Source organism: Allorhizobium sp. NPDC080224 (assembly GCF_050281005.1).
In the GTDB taxonomy this organism is placed as follows: domain Bacteria; phylum Pseudomonadota; class Alphaproteobacteria; order Rhizobiales; family Rhizobiaceae; genus Allorhizobium.
In genome coordinates this window covers 20107-32808 of the sequence record NZ_JBNNWJ010000008.1, presented here as the reverse complement: position 1 = coordinate 32808, position 12702 = coordinate 20107, and the positions used below count along the sequence as shown (strand labels likewise).

The window sequence follows — 12702 nt, the reverse complement described above, 5'->3', positions numbered from 1 at the left end:
CGGAAAACAGATGATTTCCGCGTAGCGGTTCGGCTGGTGGAAATCGATAGGAAGAGCCGGCGACTTTTTACGCGACAAACGCTGTCGGAATGTGAGACTGTGCGGCAAATCCCAATTTGAGGTTTGTCGTGCATGTTGATTGGCTACATGCGGGTATCGAGCAGTGATGAGCGGCAGTCGGTTGCCTTGCAGCGCGATGCCCTGCTCGCGGCCGGGGTCGATCAGCGTCACCTGCATCAAGATCGCGCTTCGGGCGCACGCGACGATCGGCCGGGGCTGAAGGCTTGCCTTGCAGAATTGTGCGAAGGTGACGTGCTGGTTGTTTGGAAGCTCGACCGTCTGGACCGGTCACTCTCCCACCTGATTCGGATCGTTGAGGATCTGAAGACACGCGGGGTCGCCTTCCGCTCGTTGACGGAAGCAATCGATACGACGAATTCGCACGGCGCATTCCTGTTCAACCTGTTTGGTACGCTTGCCGAATACGAGAGAGTGCTGATCACGGAGCGGGTCAACGCTGGTCTGGCGGCGGCACGCCGGCGCGGTCGCAAGGGGTCGGAACAAGATCCGCGCAAAATCGTACGCGACCTTTATCAACTCCTCGGTACGTTGGCGGAGATCCTTGGGGTGAGCCGACCGACCGCCTGGCGGATAGGTCATGCGTTGCGGCTTATGGGGGCGCGGGAGACCATGTTGGCCGGCACAGTGGAGATCGACCACTTCCATCGCGGCGGCAGGCCGAGAAAGCGGCCAGATGAACCGCCGCCGGGACGCGGCCGCAAAGGTCAGGCAAACACGGATACAACGCCGGTCCTCGGGATGGTGCAACGACCGGCGGACGCCGCACTTGGCACACCTGCTGGCGATGCGCGCGCCGCGGTCGTCACCGGTCTCTCATTGCGGGCGGCAGAGCGTGCTATCGAAGCGCAGATCGACCCGGATGCGCGATTGATGAGCGATGAAGCGAAGGCATTCATGGCGATCGGTGAAAGCTTTGCAGATCATGAGACGGTGAACCATTCCAGTCGCGAGTATGTTCGCGATGCGGTTCACGTCAATTCGGTGGAAGGCTTCAATTCCCGGATCCGCCGCACCATCGCCGGCGTGTTTCATCACATCAGTCCGCAGCACGTCGATCTCTATTTCCACGAGATGGGCTTTCGCTGGTCCCAGCGTGTCGTTGATGGTCAGGCTGTTCGCAAGACCCGCAGTGGTCGCCAAGCCATCAAGACCATTTGGTCGCGTGTGCCGCCGGCACTGCAATTGATGCAGGTCTTCCGTTTCGCCACCGGACGCCAGATGCGCAGATGGCGGCATCACCATCAAATCGGCCGTCGCTGCATTGGGTCGATAAAGGCCTCGTACGCTAAGGTCGAGCGACCATGAACGTCATCACGGACCAGTGATGATGCCCATCAGCTTTCTGCGAATTGGCGAGCCCATCGACCAGAGCTGCGAATTCGCCTACGCGGCGGTTAGGTTAGGCGCGGCCGGCGATGCAAGCACTGATGCATCTGGTTCTTTCTTCACACGCTTCCGCGACGGAACAGGTCCAGGATGTTCGTTTTCTCCATCGTCCTGTTCCAAATCGCCGCGACCGATTTCGTCGATGCGGTGCTTGATCGCAAGGGCGAAGATTGTGTTCAGTACATGACGATCGGTCACATCCGGATCGGTCAAAGCCAGCATGGCCGCGCGAACAATCTTCTTGCTCGACGCCTTCCGGCAGCGTTGAACGACAAACTCATACAGCGCCTTGTCGGATAGCCCTTCCGTCGCCCCATCAACGAGAGCGTGGTAGATCTTCTTGCGTTTTTCACTCATCGGATTCCACCTTCTTTTCCTCTGGAAGGATAGTCACTAACCCGTCCTATTCATGAGGGTGATTGGGCGGATGGCGCGCATTGCGGCGGCGCAGATGGTTGCGGCGTCTATTTCACCGCGGCTTGGGCTGGACTTGTTGAACGCGCTGGAGGGTCAAGGTGTCGGGCTCAGCGGGGCTTCACTGCCCCGGCGCTCATGGTGGTGCCGGCTGCAGGGCGATGGCGATTGCGCGGAACAAGCTGGCTTCGGGACAGGCGGCGGCGAAGGCCAGCCGGATGCGCGAGACGGTTTCGCTGACGCGGGCGCCGAGCTTGAGGAGCCTGAGGCGCAAAGTGGCGAACTCGGCTTTGCTGAGCTGATGTGTTTTCGGCACTGCGTCGCGCAGCGTGAGCATGAGCCAATAAGCGGCGGTATGCAGGACGAGACGAACCTGATTGGCGATCGGTGATCGGCAGGAGGTGCGGTCGGAGGCGAGCTGGCTCTTGTGCATCTTGATCAGATTTTCGGCCTGGCCGCGGGCGCAGTAGACCACGTCGTAGATGTGCTCGGCCGAGCCGTTGGCGAGGTTGGTGACGACGAAGCGGATGTCGAGGCCCATCGTCGTGGCCTCGATGCGGGCGCACACGTGGCGTTTCGCCTTCCAGGATTTCGCCTTGTATTGGGTTTCGGTATAGCCGCGCAGCGCCGGCTTGTGTTCGAGCGCGCGGCGGGTGCGGATGTCATCGGCGGTTTCATCGACGAGCCGCCTCAAAACCGTATTGCCGGCGAGCCCGAAGACGTAGTCGACGCCGTTGCCCTCGCACCATTGCATGACTTCGGCCCGGCCATAGTGGCCGTCGCCGCGGATCAGGATGCCGGTGGTCGGCCAGCGGGCGCGGATGCGCCGGACAAGGCGACGCAGATGGCCGCGGATCTCCTTGCCCGTCGGCGTCTTTCCCGGACGCAGGATCATGGCGACGGGGCGGCCGGTGGCGGCGTCGTAGATGTGGATCGGCAGGAAGCAGCGCTCGTCGTAATGAGCGTTGAAGAGCGAGAGCTGCTGATGGCCGTGCACGACGTCGAGCGTGTCGTCGATGTCGAGCGTGATGCTTTTGGGCGGCGAAGCATAGCTCGATAGCCACAGATCGACCAGCACCCCGCCCAGGCGGATGACGGTCCTGAGGTCCGGCAGGTTCTCCAATCGCGAGCAGGTCGGCTGCGAGCACAGGTCCGTTCCACTGTCGGGCAGCCGCCCGCAGGCGAGCTTGAAGGCCGGATCGGTGCGCAGTCGGTCGAGATCATTGGCATCTTCATAGCCACAGGCGATGGCGAAGATGCGGGCACGCAGGATATCGGCCATCGCATGCGTCACCCGCTGTGGATCACGCGGATCGTGGATCGCCGCGGCAAGCCGGTCGGCCAGCTGTAGGCGCCGCTCGGCCGCCGCCAACAACATGACGCCACCATCCGAGCTGATGCGTCCGCCGTCGAACGCGGCTCGGATCTTCTTGCGTCCAACGGCTGGAAATGAGAACGGCAGCAACATATCGTCGGTCATGGCGGGTGTGGCTCGCGAGATGTGGTCGAAAGGAGTGGCTCAGACAACCGAATCCTACGCCAAATCAATCGCTTAAGCTACATCCGCCAACCCTTCAGACCTGTCATCGTGCATAAGACGGGCTAAACTGTCATAAACAAGATCGCAGATAACCGGGAGAGTGGCAACGTCTCCGGGCGCCTTTCAATACAGCGTGGAAGCAACGATGAGAGCTGCGTATAGCGTTGGTAGCACAGGGATCGAACAGGGGTCGCCGCTGGCAATTGCACAAGCCGGGGCAATCTGTTTGCGCATGGGAGATCGACCAGACGAGGACGAAATCGCCCTTGTTGCCAGCCGCACCAATGGTACCTGGGGCATTCCGAAGGGACATGTCGAACTCGGCGAGAGTCTTCGGCAGGCTGCCGAACGCGAAGCTTTTGAAGAGGCGGGCGCAAAGGGCGTCACTTTAGAACCGGCGATAGGCCAGTTCTCGTATTACAAGGAAGGACGCCTGTTGCGGTATAGCGTCTCCGTCCATCTCCTGTTTGTCCAAACGATCGCGCCCTATTTTCCGGAGAATAATGAGAGGCAAATAAAATGGGTTCCGCTGACGGGCGCTGCCCGTGAAGTGGCGAACCGCGAACTCAGCCGGATCATCGCTTCGGTGAGGACCCATCCGCTCTATGAAGAGCACGCCGGGCGAGACCTGTAGGAACGATTTTGGACTGCTCCTGTTTCGACGCAATATACGGCCAATGGCCGGGCACTTCGGTCTATGACTTTCTGCCAATCGCTTCGCCCCTTTCTTCTCCTGCATTATCCAGAAGTCCGAGGGCGAAGCGCCCTACATGTTCGACGGACTTGTTTGTCTATACGAAGTATAAACCGCCAGGACGGGCCCTGAAGCATACCGCCTCTCGTCGCTGCGCAAACCACCTGTGTCCGAAACGACACCCGCTGCATAGCGGCATCTGTCCCGCTCCACCTTCAGCGCCTCCGTGACCGGATAGAACATCCCCCTCGCCTTCCGCCGCCGCTCGACGGGGCGGCCGACGAGACCATTGAGGGGCGCCCCAGTAGAACCGGTCCGGCCGGTCCAGGTCCAGGCCGGCGAAGTTCGCGGACGAGTGGAAGAACGCAGCAAAGCAGGCCAGTTAGTCGACCGGCCATATTGGTCGGGATGGATCTCCTCGCCGGCAGCACCGGCGACACTCGTGACCTGCGTGCCTTCGATCCTGGGACGCCTTCGTCTCGCGATGCAGCATCATTGGCACGCGAGAAGGTACAGCCTCGAATAGCTGGGTACATTCCGGCTCCTTCGCATTGGTCTTGTAGGAGCGATCGACGACGGTATAGGTCGCCTTGACGATCGCATTGCTTGCTGTCAGTTGCCTAGTTTCGGTACGCCCCTGGAAACACGATGTCCTGATCCACGAGGACGTTGAACTTATATCCCGGCCTCATTTCAAGCGTCGGCTGGACGTTGAGATTCCGGCTGATGGTTTGCTCGGCGACGCGGCCGAAGCTCTCCGCGAAATTCCGCCTTGCCGCATCAGAAGCCGTCTCCTGCGTGGCGAGCGTCGAGCTTTCCGGCAGCGACGCATCGATCCCGGTCCCGATCAGCGCGATCAGTGCGGCCGAGCCGAACGTTCTCCAATAGTGGTTGTTCACCTTGTCGTGGAATCCGGCATAGCCCTGAGCATCGGTGCCGGCCATGCCGCCGATCTGGAGCGTTGAGCCGTTCGGGAAAATGAGGTCCGTCCAGACAACGAGAACGCGGCTTTGCCCGAACGACACCTTGCTGTCATAGCGGCCGAATAGTTTCGCCCCTTGCGGGATCAGAAGCCGGTGGCCCGTGGCGCTATCATAGACGTTCTGGCCGACTTGAGCGGTAATACGCCCGGGAAGGTCCGAATTGATGCCGGTTATCATCGTCGCCGGGATGACCGAACCGCGCTTCAGCTCATAGAGGGACTGCTGCGGCACGACGCGGTTCGGCAGATATCCCAGGTCCTTGAGATCGGCGTTGAAGAAATCCTCCTTGGACTTCTGGCCATTCTGGTCGACATTCTGCTCCGCGAGCCCTGCCCGCAGAGCCGCGGCATAAAGGTCCGGCATCGTTGCGGTTGCCGTTGGCGATGCCGTGGACGTATCAGCCGGCGTTTGGTCGCTGGTTTTGGCGCTCGCCTCCAGTTTGCTGCGGTCGATGGCAAGCGGCGCGTCATAGGCCGCGTCGTTGGCCTGCAGCCGCGCCATTCTCTGGCGCTGCCGCTCGCGCAGATATTGCTCTTGTTGCTCACGCTGCAGACGCGCACGCCAAACCGTATCTGGCTCCAGTACCTGCGTTTTTTGTTCCTCCCTTGCCGGCTGCGCCGTAAAGGGATTCGGTGCCTTGTCTTCTTTTTTCTCGACCGGCGTCGGCTGGAACGCAACCCGCTGCTCGGTGTCGCCAATAATGCCATCGCTGATACCGCGCTTGATCTGATCGGCGAAAGTCGAGGCAGGCGTTCCGGTGTTGGTTTCCAGGCCGGGGTCCTGTTTGAAAAAGAGCCCGCGTGAGGTGAGCCCGTAAAAGATCACCCCGAGAAAGGCGATCACCAGCACGATCACGATGATGATCGGCAGGCGGTTGATCCGGCGCATGCCGGATTGGGCCTCCTCGTTCGTGGCCCCGCCAAGCTTGAGAGATTGTATCATCGTTTTCTCCCCTCACCCGCGCTTGAGCAGCGAGAGCGCGCTTGCCGGCGTCGCGCCACTCGCGGTCACAGTGTAGGCGCGTCCGAGTTCGACAGTGCTGGTCGACAGTCGGGCCAGCACCTGCCCCTCGAACGGCATGACCATATAGGCGAGCGGGATGACGCTCTTGCCGCCATCTGTCTTCTGGTCTGTCACGACGGCATAGCCCCACCCCTTGAGGGCGGCCTCGAGCGCTTGGCCGTAGGGAGAGGCATCGGGTTTGAGGGCTATCGTCGCCTTGCCGGGCCCGATCTGCTCGGCGAGACGGCTGACCATGTCGCCGGCGACCGCGCCTGCGGCCGCACCGGATATCTCCGGCGGCGCCTTGCTGGCGACAAGAGCATCGGTCTCAAGCGACTGGCAACCGGAAAGGAGGAGGACGACGAAACCGGCGGTAGCGAGCCGACGTGTGATGGGCGTGGCTGAAGCTTTCATCACCGCCCTCCCCGCTTGATCGTCACCTTCTCCTGCTTCCAGCCGACGCCGGATACGAGAACGGCGCGGTCGACATTGTAGTCGACGATCATCATGTCGTTCTTCATGCGGTAATTGACGATCCGGTTCTGGCCACCGGAAACGACGAACAGCACCGGCGCATCCTGGCCCGAGATCGTGCGTGGGAACTGGATGTAGGTCTTCTGGCCGTCGCTATAGACGCGTGTCGGCCGCCAGCCGGCGCGGCCGGAGATCGCGTAGGAGAAACTGAGCTGCTCGGCGGTCACGTTGGCGCCCGGGATCGTGCTTGCCTCTAGCCTGGCGTTGATGTCGGCGAGCTTGGCTGACACATCCTCCGGATATTCAAAGCCGACGCGCGCCATATATTGGGTGGGATGGGATTTGAGCTGGATATGATAGGTGCGTCGCGAGGTCGTCACCACCATCGAGGTGATAAGGCCCGGCTCGGACGGCTTGACGATCAGATGGATCGCCTGCCCGCCGGCGGCCCCGGAAGTCGCGGGCTCGACCTTCCACCGCACGGTGTCGCCGACGAGCACGTCGCGCACCACCTCGCCGGGCTGCAGCTCGATATCGCAGACCTGCAGCGGCGAGCAGACGACGGAAGGCTGCACCTCGCCATAGAGGAAGACGACCTTGCCGTCATCGCCCCTGGTCACCAGGCCGCGGGTGCCGCGCCACTTGCCGGAGATGTCGATGCCCTTTCGTTCGTTTGCGGAAACATCTTGAGCCCACGCATGCGATGCGAGAGCGGTTCCTGCGATCAAGCTGCATGCCAAGGTAAGGACCAACTTGGCGCGGTAGGGTAGTATGCTCGTATTCATGTCGTGGCCATGCCTTTCAAAGCTGTGCAGTCCAGTCGAAGTCCTTGAGGTAAAGGCCGATCGGGTTGAGGCGGATCACGCCCTCGTCCTGAGGCGGGGTCAGCGTCACGGTGGCGATGCCGCGGAACCGACGAAGAGCGGTCTCCTTGCCCTTCCGGTCGCGTTCGAACTCGGTCCAGTCGATCTGATAGGACTGGTTGGACAGTGCCACGATGTTGTTGACCTCGATGGCGACAGTCGCGCTCTTCGCCTTCTCGAACGGCGAACTTGTTCTGAACCATGCATTGACCTTCTCGGTCGCCGGGTCCGAAGTCCTGAGCAGCGCGTATGTGCGGTCGATATACTGCTTCTGGACCACAGCATCCGGTGTGACCGATCGGAAGTTCGAGACGAAGCCGCCAAGGGTGGCGCGCACCACTCTGGCGTCGGCATATTCGATCTGTTGCGGGAAGCCGGCGGTCGCCGCCGTGCCGAGCTTGTCGACTTCGACAATATAGGGAACGAGCTTGACTTGCGTGCTCTGATAAAGCGCATAGGAAAAGCCGACGACCGCCATGACCATGCCGGTGATGCCGACGATGCGCCATGCGGCGGCTGCCTTCACATAAGAGCCGTAGCGTTCGTTCCATTCATTTCTAGCGGCAATGTAGGGATTGCCGGGCGGTGTTCGTCCAGACATGCGAGGCTCAGCTTTCGATTATGTATTGTCTTTGAGGGGTGGTGGTGTCGCCGCCTTGCCGGGATTGCGCGTCTGGTCGAGCTTGGCGTTGGCGAGGCCGAGCAACGAGCCCGCGTAGGCGCCGGGTGAGGCGATCGCTTTTTCCTTCGCCGCGGAGCCTGCCGCCCACCCGGCATTGCCGATGCTGGACGCCATGCCGCGCAATGCAGCACCGGCGATGGATGACCCCCCTGCCCTGGCGGCGCTTGCGGTCTCGGCTCCCGCTCTCGCCGCACTGGCGCCGAGGAACGCGCCGCCGGCGGCAAAGGTCGCCGTCTGTCCGCCGTGGCGGATCGCTTCCATGCCGCCCGAAACCGAAGCACCCTGCACCACGCCCTGGATGATCGGCGGTACATACATGGCGATGACGAAGACGACCACGGAGATGCCGGCGATCGCCAGCGTCGTGATGAACTGGTCAGTGTCGGCGGAGGGTGCCTCCGCGAGCCCCAACAGGATGTCGGAGCCGATTTTCGAGATCATTACCAGCGCCATCAGCTTCATGCCGACACTGAAGGCGTAGACCAGATAACGGATCGCGAAGTCCTTCGTGTAGGAGGAACCGCCGAGGCCGAGCATGATCATGCCGGCGAGCAGGCCAATATACATTTCCACCATCACTGCGACGAAGATCGCGGCGACAAGGCTGAAGGCAACGACCACGACGACCATGGCGAAGACCGCGGCAATCGCCAGAGCGTTGTCCTCCCAAAGCCCGAACTTCGCCTGCTCCGACATTTTGGACGCGACGCGGATACCGGCGTCGAAGATATTGGCCGGCGAGGCGGACCCGCCGCCGGCGCCGATCTGATAGAGGCTGTCGACGATCGCCTTGCCAAGCGCCGGGCCGCGGTCGAGAATAAAGGCGAACAGCCCGATGAACAGGATGCGGCGGACGAGTTCGGCGAACCAGGCGTCAAGCGAGGCGGCATTGATCGCAAGCCATACGGCGGCAATGCCGATCTCGATTCCCGCCAGGATCCAGAACAGCGACCGCGCCGCATTGGTGATGGTCGTTTCCCATCCCTTGGCCGCGGTGACGACCTGATTCTCCAGTGTGGTGAGCACGGCTCCCTGCTGCGCAAGGGCCGGCGCGCTCGCCAGCAGAACCATGCCGATTGCGATGAAGATGAGCTCTAGTTTCCGTGAGGGGCGAACGATCACCATCTCGGCTTCATCTCCTGGCCGCCGCGGATGTTGCGCTCCGGATCGCCGCTGAAGAATTTCTCCTGGTGCTCGCGGCGTGCGGCGTCGGATGCCGGATGCATAGATCCTGCTCCTGAAGCCGCGGGGCGCGGCTGCATCAGCATCCAGCTCACGCCGGCACCGACAACGACAATTCCCGCCAGTGCAACGGCGATGATCAGACGCGGGCTCACCAGCGCGGCTCCATCGTCTGACCGCCGCGGATACCGTGCTCCGGCGCGTTGAAGAACTTTTCGCGCCGGGCCTGCGCAAGGTCTTTTTGCGCCTGTTCCGACTGATACCAGGTGCCCATCATGGTCATCTGCTGCGAGACCAACCCGCGCAGCTTCTGAATTTGCGCCACCTCTTGTGACGCGATCTCATGACCCACCTGCAAAGCTTTCATCTGGCCGTCGGCACTTTCCGACATCGAGCGCAACGACGACATGGTGGATTCCTCGCTGGAAAACTGCTCGGCCGTCAGGTTTGCGGCTTTCAGCGTGCCGGCGATCGTGTCGCGGTTCGTGTCAGACCAGCTCTGATAGGTCGTCGAAAAACTCGCCTCATCAGGCAGGTTGCTTTTCATCTCGGCATAGCTCTGGAACCGCTGCTGAAGCTGGTCGTCGATATTGCCCATCGAAAACGCGATGCCCTGCCCTTGCCCGACGATGCTCTGCAGCCTGTTGAGATCGCTTTCGACCTGGCCCCAGACGTGCTCCGGCAATTGCGCGGTGTTCTGCAGCATGTTTTCGTAGATCCTCAACTGGTTCTGGATCTGCTCGGCCAACTGGTTGATCTGGGTGATCTGGTTGTTCACCTGCTCGGCCGATTTGCCCACAAGCGAGACGAGTTCGGCATTGTTGGCGAGCTGTGTGAACTCTGTCGCCTCGCCGGTCACGCCGCCAGCCATGCCCGTTTCAGGCAGCGCCATTGCTACCACGACCACAAGAACGCCAGCGATGCAGCGGCGATCAGGCGCGTAAATACGATTCCGCATGAGCAATCCCTCTCTGTTGCAGCCAGTGAAGCGGCCATTTGTCGCCGTGTTCGGACCGAAGCGTCCGAATGCGTTTCAGATCCTCCTTGCCGGATGCCCCGACGAAGGAGAGCGCGACAGGCCCGAGCGCCATGTCGAAGAGGCGGCGGCCGTCGGGCGACGCGACGTAATATTCCCGCTTCGGAAGAGCCGTCGCGACGATCTCGATCTGCCGTTGGTTGAAGCCGATCCGCTCGTAGAACTCCCGCGTGCCAGGCTCCCGCGCCGCCCCATTCGGCAGGCAGATTTTTGTCGGGCAGCTCTCCTTCAGCACATCGATGATGCCGGAACGCTCCGCGTCTGAGATCGATTGGGTGGCGAGCACCACCGCACAATTGGCCTTGCGCAGCACCTTCAGCCATTCTCGGATCTTGTCGCGGAACAGCGGATGGCCGAGCATCAGCCAGGCTTCGTCGAGAATGATGAGGCTTGGGTTCCCGGTGAGTCGCTTCTCGACACGGCGGAACAGATAGGTGAGGACCGGCACGAGATTGCGCTCGCCCATGTTCATCAGCTCTTCCACTTCGAAGCACTGGAAGGCGCCGAGCGTCAGCCCGTCCTCTTCCGCGTCGAGAAGCTGACCCATCGGTCCGTCGACCGTGTAGTGATGGAGCGCATCCTTGATTTCGCGCATCTGCACGCCGCTCACGAAGTCCGACAGCGATCGCCCACGGGACTCCGCCATCAGAGCGATCTGCCGCGAGATGGCGTTGCGATGATCCGGGGTCACCGTGACACCCTGCAAAGCCACAAGCGTTTCCAGCCACTCTGCCGCCCAGGCGCGATCGCCGTCGCTCGAGAGTTCCGCCAGCGGGCAGAAGGCCAGCCGCGGTGACGTCCCCTCCCCGTCTATCGTCGCGTCGCCGCCAATCTCGTAGTGGTCGCCGCCAACGGCCAAGGTCAACGGCAGCATCGACCGTCCCTTATCAAAGGCGAAGATCTGCGCGTCCCTGTAACGGCGGAACTGCGCCGCGATCAGCGAAAGAAGCGTCGACTTGCCGGACCCGGTCGGGCCGAAGACCAACGTATGGCCAACGTCGTCGACATGGAGGTTCAGCCGGAACGGAGTCGAGCCGCTTGCGACCTGCATGAGCGGTGGCGAACCGGGCGGGTAAAACGGGCAAGGCGCTGTCGGACTTCCCGACCAGACGGAATTGAGCGGCACGAGATCGGCGAGATTGCGGGTATTGATCAGCGGCTCGCGGATATTGGCGTAGGAGACACCCGGCAGGCTGCCGAGAAAGGCATCCGTTGCATTGAGCGTCTCGATCCGAGCGCCAAAACCTTCCGCCTGGATCAGCCGGCGGATTGCCTCGCATTTTTCCTGCAGGCGTGGTTGCTCGTCGAAGAGGACGATGACCGGCGTGTAGTAGCCATAGGCGACGAGTTGGGAGGCCGCTTGCGCGATGGCATCCTCGGTTTCCGCCACCATCATCATCGCGTCCTGGTCGAGCGAACGACTTTGCGTCTGGAAGAGCTGATCGAAGAACGGCCGCACCTTTTGCTGCCATTTCTTGCGCGTGCGCTCGAGCCTCGCCCGCGCTTCCTGTTCATCGAGAAAGACGAAGCGGCTCGACCAGCGATAGGTCAGTGGCATGAGGTCGAGCGCGTTGAGAATTCCTGGCCAGCTCTCCGCCGGCAGGCCGTCGATCGCCACGACGCCAAGGAAGCGGTTTTCGACAGTCGGCGTCAGGCCATGCTGCAGTTCGGCCGTGACCAGCCAGTCGAGATACATCGGGATTTCGGGGAGGCGAATTGGATGGTTTTCGCCCGTGATGCAGAAGCGGATGAATTGGAAGAGTTCGTCGTATCGCGCGATCCGAAAGCCGCCGCGGTCCTCCGTCTCCTGCGTCAGCATCCGGCGGACGGAGACGACATTGGCGAGATACTGTTCGACCTCGCGGATAGATGTGCGGAAGGCGTCGAGTGCGCTGTCGGCATAGGTCGTGGAGCGACTGCCGGCATCCGAATAGACGTATCGCGTCAGCCCCGAACGCCGACGCTCCGGCGGCCGCCATGTCAGGATCAGAGCCTGCCGGCTTTCGAAATGCCCGCTCTCCCGCTCGAAATGTGCCCGTCGCTCGGCGTCGATCGCGCGCGTGACGGGATCCGGGAAGTGGCAGTCCGCTTCGGCCGGATAGTCGGTCGTCGGAACGCGTGCTGCCTCGACCTGGATCATCCAGCCGGAGCCGAGGCGTGCCAGGATTGCGTTGATCTGGCGGCTGATCTCGTTGCGCTCGGCGTCGGTCGAACTCTCGCTATCCGGACCGGCAAAATACCAGCCGGCTATGAGGCTACCGTCCTTCAGGAGCATGATGCCGTTGTCGACGAGAGCGGCATAAGGAACGAGATCGGCAAACGAAGGGCCGGAATGCCGGAAAGGCTTCAAAGCTACCATTGCGCC

The 12702-nt window shown here is 61.8% G+C and carries 11 protein-coding genes and 2 pseudogenes; 3 read left to right on the top strand and 10 right to left on the bottom strand.

Annotated features, from left to right (window positions below; genetic code table 11):
- Window positions 1–132: 132 nt before the first annotated feature.
- Window positions 133–537 (top strand): annotated as a pseudogene (locus tag ACQKP1_RS24215) (recombinase family protein); the annotation flags it as partial.
- 72 nt (window positions 538–609) lie between these two features.
- Window positions 610–1354: pseudogene (locus ACQKP1_RS24210) on the top strand (IS1595 family transposase); the annotation flags it as partial.
- A gap of 110 nt (window positions 1355–1464) precedes the next feature.
- Here ACQKP1_RS24210 and ACQKP1_RS24205 read toward each other — a convergent pair.
- The gene (locus tag ACQKP1_RS24205) at window positions 1465–1824 is read right to left on the bottom strand and encodes a hypothetical protein (protein ID WP_147180881.1); all 360 of its coding nucleotides are present in this window, start codon (window positions 1822–1824) and stop codon (window positions 1465–1467) included.
- Between the two features lie 193 nt (window positions 1825–2017).
- Window positions 2018–3361, bottom strand: coding sequence for an IS1380 family transposase (locus ACQKP1_RS24200; RefSeq protein ID WP_147180882.1), 1344 nt, complete (start codon window positions 3359–3361; stop codon window positions 2018–2020).
- Window positions 3362–3521: 160 nt separating this feature from the next.
- Between ACQKP1_RS24200 and ACQKP1_RS24195 the strand changes: the two genes are divergently transcribed.
- Window positions 3522–4055, top strand: coding sequence for an NUDIX domain-containing protein (locus tag ACQKP1_RS24195; protein ID WP_427277324.1), 534 nt, complete (start codon window positions 3522–3524; stop codon window positions 4053–4055).
- Between the two features lie 680 nt (window positions 4056–4735).
- Here ACQKP1_RS24195 and trbI read toward each other — a convergent pair.
- Genes trbI through ACQKP1_RS24155 form a run of 8 tightly spaced genes read right to left on the bottom strand, consistent with a single transcriptional unit; the run spans window position 4736 to window position 12696 of the window.
- Window positions 4736–6040, bottom strand: coding sequence for an IncP-type conjugal transfer protein TrbI (gene trbI / locus ACQKP1_RS24190; protein WP_147180884.1), 1305 nt, complete (start codon window positions 6038–6040; stop codon window positions 4736–4738).
- Between the two features lie 12 nt (window positions 6041–6052).
- Entirely contained in the window at window positions 6053–6514 is a 462-nt protein-coding gene (gene trbH / locus ACQKP1_RS24185) for a conjugal transfer protein TrbH (RefSeq protein WP_147180885.1), read from the bottom strand.
- Window positions 6514–7359: a P-type conjugative transfer protein TrbG gene (gene trbG, locus ACQKP1_RS24180; RefSeq protein ID WP_147180886.1), complete on the bottom strand. Its 846-nt coding sequence runs from the start codon at window positions 7357–7359 to the stop codon at window positions 6514–6516. Before trbG ends, trbH begins: the two co-directional genes overlap by 1 nt.
- Before the next feature lie 16 nt (window positions 7360–7375).
- The gene (locus ACQKP1_RS24175; RefSeq protein ID WP_147180887.1) at window positions 7376–8038 is read right to left on the bottom strand and encodes a conjugal transfer protein TrbF; all 663 of its coding nucleotides are present in this window, start codon (window positions 8036–8038) and stop codon (window positions 7376–7378) included.
- An 18-nt stretch (window positions 8039–8056) separates the two neighbouring features.
- Window positions 8057–9244 carry a P-type conjugative transfer protein TrbL gene (trbL, locus tag ACQKP1_RS24170; RefSeq protein WP_147180888.1) on the bottom strand — a complete coding sequence of 396 codons (1188 nt, stop codon included), beginning with the start codon at window positions 9242–9244 and terminating at the stop codon, window positions 8057–8059.
- The gene (trbK, locus tag ACQKP1_RS24165; RefSeq protein WP_147180889.1) at window positions 9238–9456 is read right to left on the bottom strand and encodes an entry exclusion protein TrbK; all 219 of its coding nucleotides are present in this window, start codon (window positions 9454–9456) and stop codon (window positions 9238–9240) included. Before trbK ends, trbL begins: the two co-directional genes overlap by 7 nt.
- Window positions 9453–10193 (bottom strand): P-type conjugative transfer protein TrbJ, encoded by a 741-nt coding sequence (trbJ, locus tag ACQKP1_RS24160; protein WP_235916649.1) that lies wholly within the window; start codon window positions 10191–10193, stop codon window positions 9453–9455. The genes trbK and trbJ overlap by 4 nt, the downstream gene beginning before the upstream one ends.
- A 40-nt stretch (window positions 10194–10233) precedes the next feature.
- Entirely contained in the window at window positions 10234–12696 is a 2463-nt protein-coding gene (locus ACQKP1_RS24155) for a conjugal transfer protein TrbE (protein WP_147180891.1), read from the bottom strand.
- Window positions 12697–12702: the final 6 nt, after the last annotated feature.